The following is a 21,886-nucleotide window of genomic DNA, read 5'->3' on the forward strand; positions in this document are numbered from 1 at the left end:
GCGGGCCAGCGACATGCTCTTGATGGATCCAACCTATATGCCGACAGGGGATAGGTGACGCAGGCGACAGCAAACGAGATGCTCTTGGTTGATGAGGCATTCACTGTGACGCGGCCGACGGGGGGAAAGAGGGAGATGGATCGCCGGCGGGCCTTCCTTTTGCTGCTCGCCTGTTGCCTAACGCCAAAGGGCGGGATCACCCCTTGGCGTTTTGGCCGATTCATTTTCCCCTTACACCGCATCTCTTCCTTTGCCCGAGTCGCGAACGTCCATCAACGCCGGCGGATACGGAGCAAAATAGCGCTGCTGCAACAAATACTCGTTCTCTTCACGAATGGCCCACGACTTTAACACGCTCGTCACGCTGCTGAGCGGAAGTTGGTGCGCCCGATACTGGGCGAGGAGTTCAAGCACGTATTGCTTTTCTTTTGCCGACATTTCTTTTTTGAAATATCCCATCAGATGTTGACAAACGTTCACATGCGAGCGCCGCTGCGGCGCGCGGGCAAACAGCGCGTGCAATCCTTGCTCGTACGCGTTTAGCACCTCCTCAATCGGGAGACGTTCACGGTTGGCCACCAAACGACCAAGCTGCTTTAAGCCGGTCTGGCTGTACGCCATAAACAAGTATTTATGTTCGGAATGAAAGCGCACGAGCGCACGCATTGATCGTTCCGCTTTCACTTCCCGAAACAAGGCGAGCGAGAACAATTTGGTCAAAAAATGTTCGCGAATCGCCGCATTCATCAAACGTCCTTCTTCTTCAATAACCGCATAGGGAAAGTGGCGAACAGCCTGTTCCGCGAACATTCCCATCCCTTTTTCGACCGGCATGGCCCGGTCTCCTTCGTGATAAATTTTCACTTCTTTTATGCCGCAAGTTGGTGAGCGGCCTTTGAAAATGAATCCGTCCACTTCACCGATCATCTCAAGAAACTCGCGAGCAAACGTCTTCATTTCCTCCGTCCAATCGCGATTGGACGCGGGCTGCACCAACCGTTTTTCCTCGCCGCGCTTGACCAACCGCACCGTCTCCCGCGGAACACCGAGTCCGATGGCTACCTCTGGACATACCGGAATGAAGCGGGCGACATCGGCTAAACGAGCGACCAACGAATGATGAATGATATCCCCGTTATAGCGACAAGCGGAAAAACCTAGACACTCGCTCACCACCACAACAGGAGTGGCATAATACATCAGCACCCCTCCTTTCTCCCGCCATTCTCCCTTTATTGTACCCGAAAAAGCGATCGACTGTCATGAAGGAAGGGAAAATCGCCGCGCCGCCGCTCTCAGCCGCTTACGTTCCTCCCGCTGCTTTGTCTATCGGTGATATGGGGCGAACGGCAATCCCTTCGTTTTGCAATGCCGCATGCAACCGTCGGGCAAACCGGACCGCCTGTTCGTTGTCGCCGTGCACGCAAATGGTGTCAGCGTCGATCGCCACTTCTGTTCCTTGCACGGAACGAACGCGCCGCTCGCGAACGATCATGAGCACTTGCCTGATGGCCTCCTCTTCATCAACAATGACGGCTTCGCGGCAGTTTCGCGGCGTGAGCGCGCCATCGGCCTGATACGTGCGGTCGGCGAACGCCTCGCTTGCCGTCCGCAGCCCATGCGCTTGACCAGCGCGGATGAGCTCGCTGCCTGCCAGGCCGTACAAGACAAGCCCCGGATCGACATCCCGCACGGCCTTGGCGACCGCTTTGGCTAAGGCGGCATCGGTTGCCGCCATATTGTACAGCGCCCCGTGCGGCTTGACGTGCGTCATCACGCCGCCTTCCGCCTTGACGAACGCTGATAGCGCGCCAATTTGGTAGACGACGTACGCATACACTTCCTCCGGCGAAACGGCCATCATTCGCCGGCCGAAACCGAGCAAATCGGGGAATCCCGGATGGGCGCCGATGGCGACGCCGTGCCGGATGGCGAGCTGCACCGTTTCCCTCATGACGAGCGGATCACCGGCGTGAAACCCGCAAGCAATGTTGACGGACGTGACATACGACAAAATCTCCTCCTGTCCAAGCCGATACACGCCAAAACGTTCACCGAAATCGCAGTTCAAATCAATCGTTTTCACTGTTCTCTCCTCCATTGGCAGCGAATGGCGGCGATCCATCGGCCGAGCCGCCGCTGTTGTTCGCTATAAAGTCGCAACGCTTCTTCGCGCGCAATCAGCGCAAATTGAATATGATCACCAGGGCGCGCCTGCGCCAATACGGGCAAATCGGCTGCCACCACTTGGGCGATGCGCGGATAGCCGCCCGTTGTCTGGCTGTCGGCCATCAACACGATCGGCTGACCGGAGGACGGAACTTGCACCGTGCCGAACACAACCGCTTCCGACACCATCTCCCGCTCCCGCTCAAGCGCCAACGCTGGACCGGCAAGCCGGTAGCCAATCCGATCGGACCGCGCCGTCACCTCGTAGCAAGCGGCAAAGAACTGGCGGCGGCTTTCCGGCGTAAACTCGCCATACTCCGGGCCGGGGACGGCGCGCACCGTTTTTCTTTTTCCCGCGATATAGCGGCTGGCCGCTTGAGCCAGTCCCCAACGCAGCCGGCCGACAGCATCGTTCCGCCGACCGGAGCCAACTGGCAGCACATCCCCCGGCTGGAGCGGGCGGCCTGATAAGCCGCCGAGCCGTGCGGGGACGTATGTCGAGCGGCTGCCCATGACAGGCGGCACAGCGATGCCGCCTGACACCGCGATATATGCGCGCCACCCCGCCCGGCACACGCCGATCTTTAGGACGTCCCCCGGCCGAACGATCGCCGGTTTCCAAAGCGGAAGCGGCCGTCCATTGAGCATGCACGGGAAATCACCGCCACATACAGCGATGACCGTCTCAACGTGAAAGCGGAGCGTGGGACCGACCATCGTCGCTTCGAGCACCGCCTCATCGCCGGCGTTGCCGACAAGCGCATTGGCGAGACGGTACGCCCAGACGTCCATCACCCCGCCGGGCGGCACGCCGACGTGCCGGTAGCCGCTGCGCCCCCGATCTTGAACAGTCGTAAAAAATCCGCCTTCCAGCACATCAATCATCGTTCTCTCTCCCAACGTGCAAATTCCTCGCGGCCAATCGGCCGAAACTGGACGATGTCACCGGCTGAAAGCAAGCTTGGCTTTTCGCCGTGCGGGTCGAACAGTTTGACCGGTGTCCGGCCGATCAACTGCCAGCCCCCTGGCGTTGCCAGCGGATAGACGCCGGTCTGCGCCCCGGCGATGCCGACCGAACCGGCGGGCACCATGATGCGCGGCACTCGTCGCCTCGGCGTCGCCAAGCGCGGCGATAATCCTCCCAAATAAGCGAACCCTGGAGAAAAGCCGATCATATAGACGCGGTAACGTCCCCCAGCATGAAGCGCCACCACTTCGTCCTCCGTCATTCCATGAAAGCGGGCGACCTCCGCCAAATCCGGACCCAACTCGCCGCCGTAACAAACCGGGATGACGACCGTCCGCGCCGGAGGGCGAACGACCGGTTCCGATGACTTGAGATGCTCGCGCAACCAAGCGCATACATCGGCAGCAGAGCCGACGACGAACGGATCGTAGTAAACGGTGAGCGACGAAAACGCCGGGACCATTTCTATAATCCCTTCTTTGCGCGCGCCTTCGAGCCGCGCCGCCACCTCATGAACGACATCGTTGACCCGTTCGTCAATACGGTCGGCAAACCGAATCGTCACCGCGTATTCACATAATGGAACCAACGTATACTCCATCGTCATCCCTGCCCCCGAAACCCAAGCTCGCGCGAAATGGCCATCGCCGCCTGTTTCAACCGCGGAACGATGCGCGCTATATCGTCCGGCGAAAACCGCTGTTCCGGGCCGGCAACGCTCAGCCCGGCGACCGCCGCTCCTTCATGGTTGAAAATCGGCACGGCAACGGCGGCCGAATAGTTTTCTAGCTCGGAATAGCTGACCGTATAGCCGCGGTTTCGGCCTTCCTCCAGCAATCGGCGCAACACTTGCTTGTCCGTCACTGTACATTTCGCCATTTTCACTAACTCAACTTGTTCGACATATCGTTCCCGATCGGCCTCATTCATAAACGCCAGCAAGATGCGCGGGCACGCCCCGGCGTACAGCGGCGCGCGTCGCCCAACCTTCGTGTACACGCGCACCGGTTCAGACGTCTCGACTTTTTCGATATACAGCGCCTCATCACCATCCCGGATGACGAGATTGACCGCTTCTTTCGTTTCTTCTTTCAGCCGCTCCATGACCGGCAATGCCACCCGGCGAAGATCAAGCCGCTCGGCGACGAGCGTTCCAAACGTTAGCAATGACAACCCAAGCTCATAGTCATCGCCTTGTTTTTGCAGAAAACCAAGCGCGACAAGCGACTGCGCCATGCGATACACCGAAGTTTTCGGCATTTGAAGCCGCGCGACCATCTCTGGCAGCGTCAACCGTTCACTCTCAAGAAACAAATCGAGCAGTTCTTTCGTTTTTAAGACCGTTTTATTCATCGTCGCCCCTCTTGTTCCGAATTTCAGAATATGAATTCCAAAATAAGAATTATCTATTTCTTATTATAATGAAAAATAAAACAATTTTCTAGAAGGCCGGTGAAAAACCGCTGTCACACACCAATTGGAGGCATTTTCATTCAGAAAAGAAAGCTGATGCTGCGAGGTTTCTCTCATTGAGAAATGGGTGGAGTTCAGCAGTATTTTGCACGAAATGAGGGTGTCCCAAAAGGACCGGGACGCCCTCTTTCGTCTCTATATATACGTACTGACTGCTTCTGTCGCACTATATGTTGTGCCTATCTTGAAAGAAGGCGACCTTTTGGGTCAGCCCCAAAAACGGTTGTTTCTCTTGAACATGGGGGAGCGTGTGAAAGGCGATCCGGATGCGACAGGGCTTTTCTATTTGAGAAACGAGGCTGGTAAGCGGCCTGTTTCCTTAAATCACCGGCCTCCTAGAAGGCGGATGAAAAAACGTGGTTTCCTTGATCGATCGAACACAGGGGCGGATGCAACAAGGTTTTCCTACTTGAGAAACGATGTGGAGAAGCGGTTACGCAAGTCAATCACCAGCCTCCTAAGGAAGCGGTTGTGTTAGCCAATCACCGGGCTCCTAGCACAAAATGAAAAGAGGATGTCCCACAGCGAGCGGGACATCCTCTTTCACCGCTATCGGCAGGCGCTTACCGCTTATGCCGATCTATATCTATTTGGCCCATCTTGAAGGGCGGCGACCTTATCGATCAGCGCCGGCCGGCTTCAAACCGAGAGGCGTTTCAAAAACACATAACTCACCTTTTGGTATTCCATTTTTTCCTCATAAAACCGATGAGCATCAACCCGCTGCAATCCCGATGACAGCGAAACAATTCCGTAGCCGTTCGCCTTCGCCCATTCATGCACGTACGACAGCAACGCCTTTCCGTACCCTTTCGACCGCTCGCTTGCAGCAGTGACCAAGTCGCATACCCAAACAAAACGGCCGTTGTAAAGCGTAATCATCGGCATGAACCCGATGACGGCCACCATTTTGCCTTGATCATCATTCAATGCCACCAGCTTATACCCTTCTTTTTCTTGAGCTTCGCGCACAAGCGAAACATACGTTTCTTCATCCAAGTGCGTGCGCAGTTCGCGCATGATGGGAAAAGCGCTTCGTACTTCCTCTTCGGTTTCAAGCCAAACAAACGATGGCATGGTTTTCCTCTCCTTTTTGCTACTGAATTGTAGACGATGTCATTTCCACTTGTCGAGAAAAATCGAAATGCAAGGGACATGGCGCTTTACCGTTTGGCTTCGCTAATGGGGGAACCTTTTCGGGATTGACTTCTCGTTATACGTCAACGAAGCCAGCACAGCCGGCAACGCATCAATCACGTCCGATGCCAGTACATCCCATGGAGAATGGCCGTGTTGGACAAGCCAATCAGCGGCCTTTCCATGCACGAACACCGCATTGCTCACCGCCGGCTGCACCTCCTTATGCTGCAGCAAAAACGCCGCCATGATGCCCGTCAGCACATCGCCGCTGCCGCCCTTTGCCAACGCCGGGTTGCCGGTCGCGTTCACATACTGCGCCCCGTCCGGCGTCGCAACAATCGTATACGGCCCTTTTAAGACGACATAGACTCCGTATTCGATCGCCAATCGCTTCGATACGCCAAAGCGGTCATGCTCCACGTCGCGAACGGAACGATGGACGATGCGCGCCATCTCCCCGGGATGCGGAGTAATGACCGTCGGCGCGCTCCGTCCGCGCACTTGTTCGGCGTAGTCATCCCAAAAAAACAGAGCGTCTGCGTCAAGAACGAGCGGCACTGGCTGGCGCACTAGTTCGCTTACTAAGCGGCGCACGCCGTCTGTCCGACCCATTCCCGGACCGATCGCCATCGCATCGATGTCAAGCCCGTCCCAATCGGCGGCGCCGGCAAATGCGCCATCTTCCGCCGGCCATAGCCGGCACATCGCCTCCGGCACACGGCTCGCCACCACCTCGTACACCGTTTCCGGAACCGCCATCGTCACAAGACCAGCCCCGCCGCGAAGCGCTGCTCTCGCCGCCATCGTCACCGCCCCGCTCATCGCCTTGGATCCGCCGACAATAAGCAGCTTGCCGTGCGTTCCTTTATGTGCGGACCGCGTTCGCTTTGGCATCGTCCGCGCGACATCGCCCTCTTCCCACAAAAACCGGGCAGCCGCCTTCGCCTGCACCGCTGCGGGCGGAATACCGATATCGACAACAGCGAGCTCTCCGTAATAATCCGCGGCTGGAAACGTATACGCCCCAAGCTTCGGGCATTGGATCGTGAGCGTGACATCGGCGCAAACGGCGGTGCTGACGTCGCCGCCGTCCGCCGGCACTCCGCTCGGCACATCGATCGCATATATTGTCGCCGGTGCGCGATTCACTTGTTCAATGATTTCTTTGTACGGCGAGCGCACCTTCCCTTTGACGCCAATGCCAAGAAGCGCGTCAACGATGGCGTCATAATGCGGCAGGCGCGCCGCAAACGCCTGTTCATTGCCCTCATAAGGCAGCCACGAATAGCCGGACCGCTCGTACACCTCAAGCGCTAGGAGCGCCGCCCCTTTCACCTTTTCCCGCGGCGGAATGAGCCAGACATCGGTTTCATAGCCATAACTTTTCAACATGCGCGCGATGACAAACCCATCGCCGCCGTTATTGCCCGTCCCGGCGAGCACCGCGACCCGAGCGGCGCGCGAGATCCGCTCTTTCAACGCCCGAAACAGCGCCTGTCCAGCGTTTTCCATCAACGAATCGCTGCGAATGCCAATTTTCTCCTCTACTTCTTGGTCAATGGCGTACATTTCACCAGTCGTCACGATCGGAATCATTGTCCATTCCCCTTTCCATCCGATTGTAACTCCTCCTAAAAGTACGAACGTTCAAGGTGTAGACCTTTCTATTCACCAAGTTACATCCGAATTTTGTAAGCGAAACAGGAAGAGAACGTTTCCCTTTATCGGCGGCACTCAATAACGAGCGCCTGAATCGATGAACGTTCGCGCGTCCATTAGCGCTGGGGCCGCTCGGTTGTATGGTTTAGGAGGCTGTTGATTGACTCGTGGATACGGCTTTACCATGTCATTTCTCAATGAGAGAACCCTTGTTGCATCGGTTCTGTTTTTCACTCATCCTCCGATTGATGAAAGGAAGCCGCGGTTTTGCACCAACCTTTTCGAAAGATGGTGAATGAACGAACGGAACGGCTCGTTGTATCGTTCAATGAGGGAAGCCTTGTCAAATCTGCTCTCCTTGCCCATCCAGTCGGTGCGAGCAAAACTCTCATTTTCACCAGCCTCCACCGGAGCGGCCGCAACCGCGGCTCGGCTCACCTTCCACAAAGCGGCGTCATCGCCCGTGTCGTGTATTGGCATGGCCCGCTATCCGGTCCGCAGAAAAACGGCGGCCATCGCATGGAAGATGACCGCCACTTCGCTTACGGTTGCTTCGCCATGACTTCGAGCCCAAATTGCAGGCAGTCTTCACAAATTGCGGCCAGCGGTCCATTGACAAGCCGCGGCTTCTCTTTCAGGCAAAACGAACAACGGCCGTTGCAGGCTTCCTGCGCTTCGAGCGCCAAAGCCTCTTCCAGCTTGTCAAGCGGGAAAGCGGTGAGCGCTTCATACACGTTATGAAGCAAATGGTTGTCAATATAAGCGCATTTTCCTTCCCAGCGCAGCGCGATGAGTTTCGCCGCCACCGCCATTCCTTCATAAAACCGGCGGCGGGCTTCATCCCCGCTCTGCTCAGCCATCGCCCCCACCTCATCCGCAAACCGTTCCAACGCCGCGACCGTGCATTCATCAAGCCACCTTGTTGTTCCGCTTGTCATCGTTTCCCCCCTTGTTTCTTTCCCTTTCCAATACGACAAACGGATCGATTTTCCTTCTTCACCGCGGCAATTCGTCTAGAAAACGGGCGCGCAGTTCAGGGGGCGGCAGCGGACAGCGATCGTGCTGGCGAATGAGCCGGTGGCGGCGAACAGCAATTTGGTCATAGACAAAGTTGCGAAGCGGCCGCGGAACGAGAAACCCAGCCGCCGCTAGCATGTTCCACGGCCAGGCCAAACGCCGACCGATGCGCAACACGGCATCCGACTTGACATAATAGCAGCCGTCTTCAATGAGCACGACCGTGCCCCCGGCTAGCCCGTTTTCCCGTTCCAACAACGCCCGGCCGACGGCGCTTTGCTGCGAGGCAAAGCGGAACACCGCCTTCCGGTCGCGAGCGGCCACCCACTGGACACTCGCATGGCAAAACAAGCAATCGCCATCAAACAAAATGATCGGTTGCATCCCACTTTCCCCCCGCTATCGGCTGTTAACCGGCTCAATGCAGGCGCTGACATCGTTTTTTGGCGAATTGACCAGCGGCGCCACCTCGTACATTCGCATTTGTTCGCTCGGATACGGCCGCAGGAACGTTTTCAAATACTCGCTGTCATCGAAGTTTGGATCGAGCCAGTCATCGTGCCGCTCAGAAGGCAGGATGACCGGCATCCGGTCGTGAATGGGAGCGATCAGCTCGTTCGCCCTCGTCGTCATGATCGTGCACGTCTCCAGCGGCCCGCTCGCTCCCTCCCAGCGCTCCCACAGGCCAGCGAACGCAAACGGCGCGCCCGTTGCGAGCGTAAACCGGTACGGCACTTTTGTCTTCCCCTCTTTTTTCCACTCGTAAAATCCATCGGCTAAAATCAAACAGCGCCGCCGCTTGAACGCCTGGCGGAAGCTCGCCTTCTCATCAACCGTCTCCGCCCTAGCGTTGATCATTTTGGTGCCGATGCGAACGTCTTTCGCCCAAAACGGCACTAGCCCCCAGCGCATCATTTTCCCGACTCGCTCTCCTTTTTCCGCCACAACCGTTAGCACTTCCTGGCTCGGAGCGATGTTAAACCGCGGGGCGAGCGGGCCTTCATACCGAAACCGAAACAACGCTTGCAGCGTTTCCAACTCAGCTGTCAACGTAAACCGACCGCACATGGCATTCACTCCTTGATTCGTTCATTGACGCGAGCGCCATCTTCATTTTTTCCATTATAATCAAAAAAGTGGCCGAATACGAATGGCGGCCACCTGAAAACGATGTTTTTTCCAATGAGCGCAAAAATGTCAACACTCGTTCGATATACTCATCGCCGTAGAGAGAAAAACTTTTCACATGATCCGCTTTTTCCGTCAGCCATAGCTGAAACGCATCCGGATGGGTGTTGTACAACTTCACACTTTCTTTGTATGGAATCGAACGGTCGTCCTTGCTGTGGATGAACAAAATCGGCCTCGGCGCGACACGATCGACCGCATGGATGGGCGAAGACACACCCAAATCCAAATCCGCAAGCGCCGGGACGATCGCTAAAATCAAGTACGTAAACGGCACGTTCGGCAAGTGCGTCCATACCGGCATGTTGGCGCGCAAATACGATTCGAGGTCGCTAAACGGGCTGTCCGCAATCACCCCGCGAACATCACTGTCTTCTGCCGCCGCCAAGATCGACGTCGCCGCCCCCATCGAAACTCCGTACAGCGCGATCGGTTCACGGAAGTGTTTCTTTGCGTAATCGATCACGCCAAGCAAATCATCCTTCTCTTTGACGCCGATCGTAATCATATCGCCTTCCGATTCACCGCTGGCGCGGAAATCAAACAAGATGACGCGATACCCTTCGGCAGCGAGCCGCTTGGCGATCGGCAAAAACGGTACATTTTCTTGGACGCGGTTGTTGCCGTATCCGTGGGCAAAAATGACCGTCATCTTCGCCGCCCCGTTAGGCGGAATGATCCAGCCTTTGAGCGCCGTTTTCCCATCTTTGCTTGTAAATGTCGCGCTTTCATATGCCATGCCGTAGTCTTTCGGCGTCACGGTAATCGGCGCGCGCGGTTTATGCGTCAACTGCCAGCCGACGTAAACGGATAAACCGACGCAAACGAGCAATCCGAAAATGACAACGCCAATGGCCGCCGAAATCCAAATGCGCCGTTTCGCTCGGCGCGGGGTGCGCACCACTTCCATATCGGTTTTCCCCCTTCCTTTCTTTCATCCTACTTGTTGAATGGCTCATTTGGCAATCAAAAAAAGAGATGTCCGCCAAAAACGAACATCCTGTTATCCATGCCGCCAACTTACGAATGAGCAAGCGGCGCAGACGCTCCTTTCCATCTGACGATCAAGTCAAACTCACGCACCGATGTCATCCGCTCGTCGACAAGCCCGCGCTCCCACACATGGCGCAAAAACAGCTCGGCGATCCGCTTGTTCCGCTCGTTTTCTTGCCCGCGTTCGAGGGCGATGACGCTCAAATACACATCGCACATCCGATTGGCCACCGTTTTCGCATGAAACGTCTGCACCTCGTCCGTTTGGCCGCCAAGATGCGCGAGCGCCGCCATCCATTCCTTCAACCCTTCTTCAACCGGGCGGGCAAGCGGCTTCATCTCGTCCGCCACCCCCTCAAGCCGCGCCTTCATCTCGGCGGCAAACCGTTCGTGAATGCGGTATTTGCGCATGAGCCGCAGCACTTCAAGCGCCAAAATGTTGGCCGTCCCTTCCCAAACGGTCAGCACTTGGGCGTCGCGGAGCAGGCGCGGGGTGACAAAATCTTCAATGTATCCGTTGCCGCCGTGCAGTTCAATCGCCTCATGGCTGAACGCGATCGCCTCTTCGGCCGTACGCATCTTAAGGAGCGCAATCAGAAGGCGGAGCCAGGCTTTCTCTCCCTCATCTGCCTCATGCGGCGCGGTCATGACGCGGTCAAACAAGGCGACCATGTCAAAACAGGCGCTCGTTTCCACCTCTTGCCGCGCCGTCAAGTCGGCAAGCGTCGCGCGCACCATCGGGTAATCGGTCAATCGGCGGCCAAACGCCGTGCGCTGCTCAGCGTATTGTTTCGCTTCCTCGAGCGCCCGCTTCATGATGCCGACCGAGGCGATCGCATTGCAGACGCGCGAGAGATTAAGCGCTTCCATCATATAATAGAAGCCTTTGCGCGGATCGCCGACGACATACGCCTTGGCGCCATCAAACACAACTTCACCGGACGGCACGGCGCGCACCCCTAATTTATCTTTTAAGCGGCGGATGGTGATGCCGTTTACTGTTCCATCCTCGTTGCGCCATGGGACGAGAAACAAGCTCAGCCCCTTCGTCCCCGGACCGCTCCCGTCAATGCGCGCCAACACGAGCGCTACGCCGCAGCGTCCGGCGTTGCTGGCAAAATATTTTTCCCCGTATAACTGATAATGATCGCCGCACGGCACCGCGCGCACGGCGTTGGCGCCAACATCCGACCCGCCTTGCCGCTCCGTTAAAAACGTCGCCCCTTCATACAGCTCGACCTCGCCGGTGGAAATGACATGGGGCAAGTACCGTGCTTTTAACTCGTCGTCGGCGAAATGTTCAAGCACATAGGCGGTTGCCATCGTCAGCGTCACCGGACAATAAAACCCCGGCTCGGCTTGGGATAAAATGTACCCTTGGGCGTACGAATACATGTAGTTTCCTTTTCTCCCAAGCTCGGGAATCGGTTTGTGCACATACCCGACGATTCCCGTTTCGTACGTTTGTTTCGCCGTCTGCTCGTACCCTTCGTTCACCCACACTTCGGAAATGTCGTTTCCAAAGCGGTCATATTTGATCAGGCGCGGCTGCCCTTCACGATCGGTATGCACGGCGCGGCGGTCGACGTCCGTCAAACAAAACTCGTAAAACGATGAGAGTTTTTCCTCTGCATATTGGTACAACTCATCATCCAAATACCGTTTCAAATTCGCCAGCAAATTCGGATCGGCTTCACGAAGTGGTTTCATCGTCCCTCCCCTTTCCTCCCATCTTATTCACGCCTGTGTCTTCTGTGTTGCCGCCTCCCGCGCCCGCAGCGCTTGTTTCAACACTTTTCCCGTCGCATTGCGCGGCAATTCAGCGATTGCCTCATACAAGCGGGGGATTTTATAGTCAGCCAGTTTGCCAGACAGGAAACGCTTATACTCGTCAGCAAGCGGTTCAAGCGGCGCACTCAGCACAACGAACGCTTTCGCTGTTTCCCCCCACTCCGGATGCGGCACGCCGATCACGGCGACATCGGCGATCGCTGGATGCGTCCGCAGCACATCTTCCACTTCCTTTGGGTAAATATTGACGCCGCCGTAAGACGAGCGTTGATCGGCACGACAACCGCGCCAAGGCGCAAAACAGCAAAGTACGAAACGGCAAACTCCTTCGTATTCGGCATATACAGCGCGACTTTATCACCGCGGCCGACGCCAAGTCGAGCCAATGACGAAGCCAAGCGGTTGACCATGCGATCGACTTCGGCATACGAAAGCTCCGTTTCCCCATCAATGACCGCCGTTTTCGCCGGAAATTTCCTCGCTTGACGGGCAAGCAACTCCGAAATGTTCATCCGCCCGATTCCTCCCATTCTCGCAATCGCTTTTCAAAATCGGAAAGCAGGGATTCCATCTCCGCCTTCAGTTGCAATAAATCCTCGATCCGTTCGTTCACCTCCTTCAGTTTTCGCCGCCCGTATTCGACCGTTTTTTCGAGTTGTTTCTTTCCTGTGCGATCCTCATCAAACAGCGCAATCATCTCATGAATTTCGTCAAGTGAGAAGCCGAACCGTTTGCCGCGCAAAATGAGCTTGAGCTTCGCCCGCTCCTTTTTCGTATACAGCCGCTGCCCAGATTCCGTGCGAATCGGGGCAAGCAGCCCGCGCTCTTCGTAATAGCGGATCGTCCGCGTGCTCACATCAAACTCGTGCGCCAAATCGGAAATGGTGAAATAGTGCATGGCCATCCCTTTTCAGTATTAATATTCTGAATTTTATTTTAGTTTACGTTGACGTAAAAGTCAATCAACATCTTGCTTGAGGAACAAAGAAAAAAGGATGTCTCAGCAAAAACGAGACACCCTTTTCCTGAAGATAGATGAAGCCTCACCCGCCCGCTCCTGTGTAAAAGCGCAAGGCAAAGCGCCAAAAGCGGCGGGCAATCCATAAAAAGAGGAGGGACACAACCAAAGCGGCAAGCGCTGCCCAAGCCCTCCATTTGCCAAGCAGCGCCAGCGCGGGCGTGTTCGTGATTAATACGGCCGGCAATATGTAGGTGATCACCATCCGAACCGCGCCGCGGTACATGCTGCCGGGGAAGCGGGCTGTTTCAAAAAACGAGTCGAAAATAAACGACAAGTCGTCGATGCGCACCACCCAAAACGACGTCGTCATGAGCATCATCCATAGAGAATAAATAAGTAAGAACGAAGCGGTCATGACGACAAGAAACACCAATACGTCCGCCACCGATGGCACGTAGCGTTCGACATACAAGCCGTAGCCGATGACGCCAAAGCCGAGCACGACATCGATGAGCCGCCAAAAAACAAGGTGACGGAAGCTGACGTAAAACATGCTGTCGACCGGCTTCGTCAACACGTAATCGAGCGTGCCGCGCCGGACGTGTTCAAGCAGTCTTGGCATGTTGGGGCGGAGCGCAAAATCGATACATCCACGCAACGTATTGAAGACACCAAGCAACACAAGCACTTCCCCATACGTCCAGCCGCCTAAGCGATCCGTCTGGTAAAAAAAGATCTGGATGGTGAGCAGCGCCATGCCAATGCCGAAAAAGCTGGAGATGACATTGCCGAAAAACTCGCTCCGATATTCCATTTCCTCGACCAAACAAGCGCGGAAAAATTCGCGGAACACCCGTCCATACCGCCGCACGTTCATCCACCTACCGCCTGATTTTTTCGCATTCCCGCTCTCCACAACCATTGCAAAGCGGCCGTCAACACCACCATCCACCCGCCGGCAATCGCAAAACCGCGCGCCAACTCCCCGCCATCCGCCGCTCCAGTGGCGATTTCAATCGGAAAGCTGATCATATAGCGGAACGGCAGCCACTCGCTCCATTCCCGAAGCCGCGGCGGAAGCAGCTCAAGCGGCGCGATTCTTCCCGACAAAAACAGCGAAATGACATCGATGACGCCGTACACGGCCGCCACTTTGGTCACCCAAAACGCCAGCAGTCCGCACGAGTAACTCAACAAGAAACGAAGCGCCGCGCCCAACACGACCGCCAGCAAAAACCACCCGATTTGGCTTCCGGTCATCTGTGGGCGAAGCGCCGGCCAACACGCCGCCCCCACCGCCCAAACCGGCACTAAAATGACGAGAAACAGCCATTTATAGACGATATTTTCCGCAATCGCCCAATGGATCGGATGAAGCGGCCGCAACAACAAGTTCGAAAACGTCCCTTCGCGGATTTCACGGTCGAGCTCCCATACATCCCACGCGCTCGTCATCCGCTCGACAAAAATGACCGCCATAAAATAAAAGACAAACGACTCGCTCTCTTCCGGATGAATGTTCATCCAAACGAACATCGTGATGAGCGGCTGCGTAACCGCGCCCGTCATCCAGACGAACGTCGCGAGCCGATACGCGAGCATTTCAATGTATTTCATCCGCAGCAGGGCGATATATTTGCGAATCATACGTGCTCCTCCTGAAACGCGCGCGCGATCACTTCCTCCAGCGGCGGATCTTCGATATTGATGTCACGGACTTCAAACTGCTGAAGCAGCCGCGCCGCCGTTTCCGCCGCCGTCTCGCGCGCCACTCTAAGCACGACCGCCCCCTCTTCGACTTCCGTCACTTCGCCATACTCGCTCCAATTCACATTCGGCAGCCGCGAAAACCGAACCTCCAGACGCTTATACGGCGCCAGTTTCTCCGTCAGCACCGAAAGCTCGCCGTCGTAAACGAGCCGTCCGTAGTTAATGATCATCACCCGGTCGCAAAGCGCGGCGACATCACCCATGTAATGCGACGTCAACAAAACGGTCGTCTCGTGCTCTCGATTGTAGTCAACGATAAAACGGCGCACGTTTTCTTGCGTATGAACGTCAAGCCCGATCGTCGGCTCATCCAAAAACAACACGTGCGGCCGATGCAACAGCGCCGCCGCCAGCTCGCAGCGCATCCGCTGGCCGAGCGACAAGCTGCGCGTCGGTTTGTCCAACAGGGGCGCCAAATCAAGCAGCTCGGTCAGCTCCTCGAGCGTCTGGCGGAACGCCCGATCGTCAATGTCATAAATGGCTTTATTGACCAAAAACGTCTCCATCGGAGGAATGTCCCAAATAAGCTGGCTTTTTTGCCCCATCACTAAGCTCATCATCTTTTTAAACTCCGGCTTTTGTTCAAACGGCACAAAACCGCCGACCGTGATTTCCCCCGACGTCGGGTGCAACAGGCCGGCCAGCATTTTCATCGTCGTCGTCTTCCCCGCCCCGTTCGGGCCTAAAAAACCGACAATCTCCCCTTTTTCAATCGTGAACGAAACGTCTTTCACCGCCTCGACGATCCGGTAGTCACGGCGCCATAAATGGCGCACCGCCTCAAACCATCCGGCTTCGCGGCGATGGACGCGGAAGGATTTATGCAAATGGCTGACACGGATCACGACATTCATCCCCCAATAGGCGCAATACTGTTGACATTCTTTTGTTATATCACATTCGGAGGGAGCGCGGCAAAGAAAAACATTTCGTCATCTTTTCCCTATCGTTCCCTTCTTTCGTCATGTATAATAGAGAAAAGAATCGAACGAGAAAGGGGATTGTCGAATGGGAGAGATCACTAATGAAATGATTTGGCAAGCCATCAAAGAGCTCGCCGATCAGCTTCAACAAACAAACGGACAAGTCGAGCGACTCGCCAAACAAGTGCAACAAACGAACGAGCAAGTCGAGCAGCTCACCAAACAAGTGCAACAAACGAACGAGCAAGTCGAACAGCTCACCAAACAAGTGCAACAAACGAACGAGCAAGTCGAACAGCTCACCAAACAAGTGCAACAAACGAACGAACAAGTCGAGCAGCTCACCAAACAAGTGCAGCAAACAAACGAACAAGTGCACCGGTTAAGCGAACAAGTGTCCGACATGGACCAGCGGCTCACCGACGTCGCCAACGGCCAAAAAATTTTAGTGGAAGAGCTGTTCGAAAACAAAAAGGAGATCAAGCGCATCAAAACGGCGCTCAACCTGTATTAAGGCTGATCCTTTCGCCCGTTTTACCATTTCGCTGCTTTCCTCTCGATTTGTTTCTCTACCAACTCCCCTTTTCTTCATAAGCATAAAGGTTGTTATTAAGCATCCTTGCTCAATAACAACCTTTCTCGCGCTTTACGAAAAATGCCCACTCATGTTCCATTTCTCCGCCAATTGTTTCGCCAGCTCGAGGAAAACGTCGAGCGCCTCTGGATTGGCCATCGAGCCCGGGTTGACCGCTTTTTCAAGCGGGAAGCCTAAGAGCAGCTTGCGGACCGGAATTTCCATCTTCTTTCCATTTAGCGTTTTTGGAATTTGCTTCACTTCGTAAATTTCGTCTGGAACAAAGCGCGGCGAGACGTGTTGCCGAATCGACTGGCGGATGCGGTCTTTCAGCTCATCATCGAGCGCCACGCCTGGCTTCAGGACGACAAACAGCGGCATAAACGACTGCTTGCCCATCATTTCTAAATCGACTACCAAGCTTTCGAGCACCCCGTCGACCGCTTCGACGGCGCGATAAATTTCGCTCGTGCCCATGCGGACGCCGGCGCGGTTGATCGTTGAGTCGGAGCGGCCGTAAATGACGCAGCCGCCTTGTTCATCAATCTTAATCCAATCGCCGTGCTTCCAGACGCCTGGATACGTGTCAAAATAGCTGTTCCGGTACCGCTCGCCGTCCGGGTCGTTCCAGAAAAAGAGCGGCATCGACGGCATTGGTTTTGTAATCACAAGTTCACCGACTTCATTTACAAGCGGCTGGCCGTTTTCGTCAAACGCCTGCACATCGGCGCCCAACGCGCGGCACGAGAGGACGCCGGCACGCACCGGCAAAATCGGCGAACCGACGACAAACGCGGTGCACACATCTGTTCCGCCGCTGCATGATGCTAGGCAAATGTCATCCTTGACGTTTTCATACACCCAGGCGAACCCTTCGACCGTCAGCGGCGAGCCGGTCGAAAGCACAGCCTCAAGCTTCGATAAGTCATAGTGCTCTTTCGGTTTGAGGCCGAGCTTCATGCAGACGTTAATAAACGCCGCGCTTGTGCCGAAATGGGTGATGCCTGCCTTCTCGGCGAGCTCCCATAAAACGTTGCCGTCCGGATACGTCGGGCTGCCGTCATAGAGCACAATGGTCGATCCGGCCAGCAGGCCGCCGACGAGAAAGTTCCACATCATCCATCCGGTCGTCGTAAACCAGAAAAACGTACTGTCTTTCGTCAAGTTCTCGGAAATGGTCAACGCTTTCAAATGTTCAAGCAAAATGCCGCCATGCCCTTGAACGATCGGCTTCGGCAAACCCGTCGTTCCCGAAGAGTACAAAATCCAAAGCGGATGGTCAAATGGAACGTCTTCAAAGGCGAGCTCTCCCTTATCCGCCACGATATCATCCCACAGCACGACACCCTCATCCAGGGCCTCCATCTGCCCGCGCCAATACGGAAGCAGCACCGTCTTTTTCAATGACGGCAGCTTGGCGCGCAGTTCGGACACGACTGGCATTTTGTCAAACTCTTTGCCGTTGTATTGGCAGCCGTCGACGGCAAACAAGACCGTCGGCTCGATTTGCGCAAACCGGTCGATGACGCTGCCGGCGCCAAAGTCCGGCGAGCAGCTTGACCAAATGGCGCCGAGCGACGCGCACGCCAAAAACGCCATCACCGTCTCGGGGATATTCGGCATATACGCCACCACGCGATCGCCGCGCTTTACCCCCATCGCTCGCAATGCTTTGGCGATCGCCGCCGTTGTTTCGCTCAGCTCCTGCCATGACACTTCCCGATACGGCACGCGCTCCGAGCGGAAAATGATGGCCGGACGGTCGGCGCGCGCATGCCGGAACATATGCTTCGCATAGTTGAGCGTCGCGCCCGGAAACCACTCCGCCCCCGGCATCTTCCGCTCGCGCAGCACGCATTCATACGGCGTCGCCGCTTGCACACCGCCATACTCCCAAACCGTTTCCCAAAATTCTTCAAGACGCTCAACTGACCATGTCCATAGCTCGCGATACGAGTTACATGACACTCCCTTTTTCTCTTTCAGCCAGTCCATATACCGCCGAATATTTGACCGTTGGATTTGTTCTTCTGTCGGTTTCCAAAGGATCGTTCCTTCCGTAATCGCTTTCATTGAATGGCGCGTCAATGGACGCCGTCACCGCCTTTCTGATAGTGGATTCAGACTATTTATATGATACCATTCTTTCAAACTATTTTGAATAGACGTTTCTCCGCCCATTTTGTCGGAAAAGAGCGGAACAAACGGATTGACAAAAAAGCCAAACTGGAATATGATAAACACAAAAGTTGGTCTAGGTAAAAAAAATGTCCTTTACCTAAAATATTAATAGGAGGGAAACTTTTATGTCCGAACGAAACGATTGTCCCCTTTCCCGCATGAAGCAGGGAGATCGGTTTCGCATTGCGAACATCGCCATTCCTGACCCTGTGCTGAGAAGAAGATTGCTTGACTTAGGCTTTGTGCCCGGTGGGGAAATAGAAGTCGGCCAAAAAAGTCCGCTCGGCGATCCGACTGCTTACCGCGTACGAGGAACAACGATTGCATTAAGAAAAGAAGAAAGCAATTATATTTACGGGGAGAGAATCAACAATGACTAGAACGAACTATACAATTGCCTTAATGGGAAATCCGAATACGGGAAAAAGCACGTTGTTCAATGTTTTGACAGGCCTGCGCCAACATACTGGAAACTGGCCGGGAAAAACCGTCATTCGTGCAGAAGGAGAATTTGAATACCGCAGTGCCACATACCGAATTGTTGACCTGCCAGGGACATACTCGCTTTATTCCAACTCCGCTGATGAAGAAGTGGCGCGCGACTTTCTATTGTTTGAACAGCCGGATCTTACCATCGTCGTCGTTGATGCAACGGCATTGGAGCGCAATTTGAATTTGGCATTGCAAGTATTGGAAATCACCGGCCGCGTCATCGTCGCTGTCAATTTGATGGACGAAGCGAAAAAGAAAGGCATTCTCATTAACAGCAAAAAATTGGAAAACAAACTCGGCGTACCGGTTGTACCGATATCCGCCCGCAATAAAGAAGGAATTGACAAGTTGATGAACGCTGTTGATGCAATGGTACGCGGCCGCATCAAGACGAACCCGCTTTCCATCCAGTACAGCCCCGAAATTGAACAAGCCATTTCCAAGCTTATGCCAAATATTCGCGAAACGGTCGGCGATGCGTATCCGGCGCGCTGGATTGCGCTTCGGCTGCTTGACAGGGATACATCGCTCTTGGCTGCGTTAAAACAGCCGCCGCAACGGGACACAAAGGAGGAGGGTGCTTATGCTTGCTGCGGATCGGTCGAATCGATTTGATCGTTTGCTAGAAGAAGCCCAAACGCTGGCGCCAGCTGACACGCGTGAACAGATCGTCACCGCCATCTTCCAAACATCGGCTGCGCTTTGCCGAGAATGTGTCACTCATAGACATAGCGTGAAACGGGATCGAACGGAACAAATTGACCGGATCGTCACATCGAAACGGTGGGGATTTCCGATTATGCTGGCGTTGCTCGCCGCTGTCCTGTACATGACCATTGCCGGCGCCAACGTATTTTCCGATTCGCTCGCCCGTTTGTTCGGGACGGTCGAAACGTATCTGACCATGGCTTTTCAAGCGATTCATGCCCCCGACTGGCTGCACGGGCTTATTGTACTTGGCCTATACCGCGGCACCGCCGCGGTCGTCAGCGTGATGCTGCCACCGATGGCCATTTTCTTTCCGCTGTTTGCACTTCTTGAAAACTATGGCTATTTGCCACGCGTCGCCTTTAACATGGATCGATTGTTTAAAAAAACAGGCGCGCACGGCAAACAATCGCTGACGATGGCCATGGGGTTCGGCTGCAACGCCGCCGCCATTATGTCGACGCGTATTATCGAATCGCCGCGCGAGCGGATGTTGGCCATCTTGACCAACAACTTCGTCCCGTGCAACGGGCGTTGGCCGACGCTGATTTTGCTTTCTTCGCTATTTATGGCAGCTGGTTATACAGGGGGTTGGAACACGCTCGTCACTGCCGCAGTGGTTGTCGCCATGGTGCTGTTTGGCATCATCGTCACGCTGGCGGTTTCATGGATTTTGTCTAAGACAGCTTTGCGCGGGATTCCGACCCATTACACGTTGGAGCTGCCGCCATACCGACGCCCGAAAATCATGGAAACGATCATCCGGGCCACCCTTGACAAATCGCTTTACGTGCTAAAGCGAGCAGTGACGGTGGCAGCGCCAGCCGCCATTCTTACGTGGGTGCTCGGCAACGTTCACGTGGGAGATACGACCGTGCTGGCGTATTTGGCCGACGGGCTTGACCCATTTGCCAAAGCGTTGGGATTGGATGGCTACATTTTGCTGGCGTTCATTTTAGGCTTGCCAGCCAATGAAATCGTCTTTCCTATTTTATTGATGGGGTATTTATCCGCGGGAGCGCTCACCGAAGTCGACGGGCTATCGTCATTGAAACAAATTTTGCTCGACCACGGCTGGACGTGGCTCACCGCCCTCAATATGATGCTGTTTTCCCTGCTTCACTACCCGTGCGGCACGACGCTCGTCAACATTTACAAAGAAACGAAAAGCGTGAAATGGACGTTCGTCGCCTTTGCCTTGCCGACAGCGATTGCCATTATGGTCACCTTTACGACCGCGCAGTTGGCAAGATGGCTCGGGCTCGTTTAACACTCGAGGCTGTCTCGACAGGTCGGTTTAACAACCTGTCAAGACAGCCTCTTTTTATATGTACACAGCAACTTCTTGTTCCTATATGTTGTGTCTGTATTGCAGACCGACGACCTTTTAGAAGATCGGTGAAAAACCGTGAATTCCCTTCATCAATGGGGGGAGCGCGTGAAAAGGAGGACCGATGTAACAAGGTTTTGAGATGGCAATGCCGGATCCATGAATCAATCACCGGACTCTTAGAAGGTTGGTGAAAAAACGGCTGTTTGCCTGATCGATGATGGAACGCGTGAACATCGAGGCTGATGCAGCAAGTTTTTTTCTACTTGAGAACCGATTCCGAGAAGGCTCTTCACCAACAGTTGTACTTGATTTTTCCAGCACACATCTTACTTATGCATCCACGAAAGAACAGGAAACCAATCATGTTTTGCTTACACCTGTTCAGAGAAGTGCACCATCTGTCAAGTACACGTTGTGGTGATGAACCTCCAAGAAGCGGTTGATGTTAATCACCAGCTTCTTGGGCCCCTCTCTTTCGCATACGCACCGGCTTCTTATGTCACGCGACCCGTTGTCCCTATCTTGAGAACAGACCTTGTACGTCAGC

Annotated in this window: 21 protein-coding genes and 1 pseudogene; 4 read left to right on the forward strand and 18 right to left on the reverse strand. The window is 54.9% G+C overall.

Features of this window, described 5'->3' with window-relative positions; genetic code table 11:
• Positions 1-231 precede the first annotated feature (231 nt).
• From NST29_RS10285 to NST29_RS10365, 17 genes and pseudogenes are all read right to left on the reverse strand, one after another.
• Positions 232-1,203, reverse strand: coding sequence for a DUF523 and DUF1722 domain-containing protein (locus NST29_RS10285; RefSeq protein WP_082799272.1), 972 nt, complete (start codon positions 1,201-1,203; stop codon positions 232-234).
• Positions 1,204-1,303: 100 nt separating this feature from the next.
• Complete coding sequence (locus NST29_RS10290) at positions 1,304-2,086, reverse strand: 5-oxoprolinase subunit PxpA (RefSeq protein ID WP_061912052.1); 783 nt, start codon at positions 2,084-2,086, stop codon at positions 1,304-1,306.
• A complete protein-coding gene (locus NST29_RS10295) occupies positions 2,083-3,054 on the reverse strand; it encodes a biotin-dependent carboxyltransferase family protein (protein ID WP_339232125.1) in 972 nt (323 codons plus the stop codon). Before NST29_RS10295 ends, NST29_RS10290 begins: the two co-directional genes overlap by 4 nt.
• Positions 3,051-3,743 (reverse strand): 5-oxoprolinase subunit PxpB, encoded by a 693-nt coding sequence (gene pxpB, locus NST29_RS10300; RefSeq protein WP_172418534.1) that lies wholly within the window; start codon positions 3,741-3,743, stop codon positions 3,051-3,053. Before pxpB ends, NST29_RS10295 begins: the two co-directional genes overlap by 4 nt.
• Positions 3,740-4,489: an IclR family transcriptional regulator gene (locus NST29_RS10305; protein WP_033843992.1), complete on the reverse strand. Its 750-nt coding sequence runs from the start codon at positions 4,487-4,489 to the stop codon at positions 3,740-3,742. The genes pxpB and NST29_RS10305 overlap by 4 nt, the downstream gene beginning before the upstream one ends.
• 759 nt (positions 4,490-5,248) lie before the next feature.
• Entirely contained in the window at positions 5,249-5,686 is a 438-nt protein-coding gene (locus NST29_RS10310) for a GNAT family N-acetyltransferase (protein ID WP_033022856.1), read from the reverse strand.
• 102 nt (positions 5,687-5,788) lie between these two features.
• Complete coding sequence (locus tag NST29_RS10315; protein WP_051962706.1) at positions 5,789-7,345, reverse strand: bifunctional ADP-dependent NAD(P)H-hydrate dehydratase/NAD(P)H-hydrate epimerase; 1,557 nt, start codon at positions 7,343-7,345, stop codon at positions 5,789-5,791.
• Positions 7,346-7,950: 605 nt separating this feature from the next.
• Positions 7,951-8,346 (reverse strand): hypothetical protein, encoded by a 396-nt coding sequence (locus NST29_RS10320; protein ID WP_033844933.1) that lies wholly within the window; start codon positions 8,344-8,346, stop codon positions 7,951-7,953.
• A 58-nt stretch (positions 8,347-8,404) separates the two neighbouring features.
• On the reverse strand, positions 8,405-8,809 hold the full coding sequence (locus NST29_RS10325; RefSeq protein ID WP_339232129.1) for a DCC1-like thiol-disulfide oxidoreductase family protein: 405 nt from the start codon (positions 8,807-8,809) through the stop codon (positions 8,405-8,407).
• Positions 8,810-8,824: 15 nt separating this feature from the next.
• On the reverse strand, positions 8,825-9,493 hold the full coding sequence (locus NST29_RS10330; protein WP_033022851.1) for an SOS response-associated peptidase: 669 nt from the start codon (positions 9,491-9,493) through the stop codon (positions 8,825-8,827).
• On the reverse strand, positions 9,465-10,523 hold the full coding sequence (locus NST29_RS10335) for an alpha/beta fold hydrolase (RefSeq protein ID WP_244319359.1): 1,059 nt from the start codon (positions 10,521-10,523) through the stop codon (positions 9,465-9,467). Before NST29_RS10335 ends, NST29_RS10330 begins: the two co-directional genes overlap by 29 nt.
• 110 nt (positions 10,524-10,633) lie before the next feature.
• On the reverse strand, positions 10,634-12,316 hold the full coding sequence (locus NST29_RS10340; RefSeq protein ID WP_172418533.1) for an acyl-CoA dehydrogenase family protein: 1,683 nt from the start codon (positions 12,314-12,316) through the stop codon (positions 10,634-10,636).
• Positions 12,317-12,343: 27 nt separating this feature from the next.
• A pseudogene (locus NST29_RS10345) lies at positions 12,344-12,909 on the reverse strand (AMP-binding protein).
• Positions 12,906-13,295: a MerR family DNA-binding transcriptional regulator gene (locus tag NST29_RS10350; protein ID WP_033022843.1), complete on the reverse strand. Its 390-nt coding sequence runs from the start codon at positions 13,293-13,295 to the stop codon at positions 12,906-12,908. Before NST29_RS10350 ends, NST29_RS10345 begins: the two are co-directional and overlap by 4 nt.
• A 145-nt stretch (positions 13,296-13,440) precedes the next feature.
• Complete coding sequence (locus NST29_RS10355; RefSeq protein ID WP_172418803.1) at positions 13,441-14,229, reverse strand: ABC-2 family transporter protein; 789 nt, start codon at positions 14,227-14,229, stop codon at positions 13,441-13,443.
• A gap of 2 nt (positions 14,230-14,231) precedes the next feature.
• Positions 14,232-15,005, reverse strand: a complete 774-nt coding sequence (locus NST29_RS10360; RefSeq protein WP_172418532.1) for an ABC-2 family transporter protein — start codon at positions 15,003-15,005, stop codon at positions 14,232-14,234.
• Complete coding sequence (locus NST29_RS10365; protein WP_172418804.1) at positions 15,002-15,973, reverse strand: ABC transporter ATP-binding protein; 972 nt, start codon at positions 15,971-15,973, stop codon at positions 15,002-15,004. The genes NST29_RS10360 and NST29_RS10365 overlap by 4 nt, the downstream gene beginning before the upstream one ends.
• Before the next feature lie 163 nt (positions 15,974-16,136).
• Here NST29_RS10365 and NST29_RS10370 point away from each other — a divergent pair, with 163 nt between their 5' ends.
• Positions 16,137-16,565, forward strand: a complete 429-nt coding sequence (locus NST29_RS10370; protein WP_172418531.1) for a DUF5798 family protein — start codon at positions 16,137-16,139, stop codon at positions 16,563-16,565.
• Positions 16,566-16,697: 132 nt separating this feature from the next.
• On the opposite strand, the gene NST29_RS10375 is transcribed toward NST29_RS10370, so the two are convergent.
• Positions 16,698-18,698, reverse strand: coding sequence for an acetoacetate--CoA ligase (locus tag NST29_RS10375; protein ID WP_172418802.1), 2,001 nt, complete (start codon positions 18,696-18,698; stop codon positions 16,698-16,700).
• Positions 18,699-18,931: 233 nt separating this feature from the next.
• Here NST29_RS10375 and NST29_RS10380 point away from each other — a divergent pair, with 233 nt between their 5' ends.
• The 3 genes from NST29_RS10380 to NST29_RS10390 are packed head-to-tail and all read left to right on the forward strand — an operon-like array spanning position 18,932 to position 21,276.
• Positions 18,932-19,186, forward strand: a complete 255-nt coding sequence (locus NST29_RS10380) for a FeoA family protein (RefSeq protein WP_339232133.1) — start codon at positions 18,932-18,934, stop codon at positions 19,184-19,186.
• Positions 19,179-19,913: a FeoB small GTPase domain-containing protein gene (locus tag NST29_RS10385; protein ID WP_172418530.1), complete on the forward strand. Its 735-nt coding sequence runs from the start codon at positions 19,179-19,181 to the stop codon at positions 19,911-19,913. Before NST29_RS10380 ends, NST29_RS10385 begins: the two co-directional genes overlap by 8 nt.
• Positions 19,876-21,276 (forward strand): ferrous iron transporter B, encoded by a 1,401-nt coding sequence (locus NST29_RS10390; RefSeq protein WP_172418529.1) that lies wholly within the window; start codon positions 19,876-19,878, stop codon positions 21,274-21,276. The genes NST29_RS10385 and NST29_RS10390 overlap by 38 nt, the downstream gene beginning before the upstream one ends.
• Positions 21,277-21,886 lie beyond the last annotated feature (610 nt).

It is taken from the genome of Geobacillus sp. FSL W8-0026, assembly GCF_037966255.1.
Classification (GTDB): Bacteria; Bacillota; Bacilli; order Bacillales; family Anoxybacillaceae; genus Geobacillus; species Geobacillus icigianus.

Excerpts from the sequence above, each read along its gene's own strand:
- NST29_RS10310 (WP_033022856.1), bottom strand. The coding sequence starts at position 5,686 with ATGCCATCGTTTGTTTGGCTTGAAACCGAAGAGGAAGTACGAAGCGCT.
- pxpB (WP_172418534.1), bottom strand. The coding sequence starts at position 3,743 with ATGACGATGGAGTATACGTTGGTTCCATTATGTGAATACGCGGTGACG.
- NST29_RS10335 (WP_244319359.1), bottom strand. The coding sequence starts at position 10,523 with ATGGAAGTGGTGCGCACCCCGCGCCGAGCGAAACGGCGCATTTGGATT.
- NST29_RS10325 (WP_339232129.1), bottom strand. The coding sequence starts at position 8,809 with ATGCAACCGATCATTTTGTTTGATGGCGATTGCTTGTTTTGCCATGCG.
- NST29_RS10360 (WP_172418532.1), bottom strand. The coding sequence starts at position 15,005 with ATGATTCGCAAATATATCGCCCTGCTGCGGATGAAATACATTGAAATG.
- NST29_RS10340 (WP_172418533.1), bottom strand. The coding sequence starts at position 12,316 with ATGAAACCACTTCGTGAAGCCGATCCGAATTTGCTGGCGAATTTGAAA.
- NST29_RS10375 (WP_172418802.1), bottom strand. The coding sequence starts at position 18,698 with ATGAAAGCGATTACGGAAGGAACGATCCTTTGGAAACCGACAGAAGAA.
- NST29_RS10385 (WP_172418530.1), top strand. The coding sequence starts at position 19,179 with ATGACTAGAACGAACTATACAATTGCCTTAATGGGAAATCCGAATACG.
- NST29_RS10330 (WP_033022851.1), bottom strand. The coding sequence starts at position 9,493 with ATGTGCGGTCGGTTTACGTTGACAGCTGAGTTGGAAACGCTGCAAGCG.
- NST29_RS10350 (WP_033022843.1), bottom strand. The coding sequence starts at position 13,295 with ATGCACTATTTCACCATTTCCGATTTGGCGCACGAGTTTGATGTGAGC.
- NST29_RS10380 (WP_339232133.1), top strand. The coding sequence starts at position 18,932 with ATGTCCGAACGAAACGATTGTCCCCTTTCCCGCATGAAGCAGGGAGAT.
- NST29_RS10295 (WP_339232125.1), bottom strand. The coding sequence starts at position 3,054 with ATGATTGATGTGCTGGAAGGCGGATTTTTTACGACTGTTCAAGATCGG.
- NST29_RS10370 (WP_172418531.1), top strand. The coding sequence starts at position 16,137 with ATGGGAGAGATCACTAATGAAATGATTTGGCAAGCCATCAAAGAGCTC.
- NST29_RS10315 (WP_051962706.1), bottom strand. The coding sequence starts at position 7,345 with ATGATTCCGATCGTGACGACTGGTGAAATGTACGCCATTGACCAAGAA.
- NST29_RS10320 (WP_033844933.1), bottom strand. The coding sequence starts at position 8,346 with ATGACAAGCGGAACAACAAGGTGGCTTGATGAATGCACGGTCGCGGCG.
- NST29_RS10305 (WP_033843992.1), bottom strand. The coding sequence starts at position 4,489 with ATGAATAAAACGGTCTTAAAAACGAAAGAACTGCTCGATTTGTTTCTT.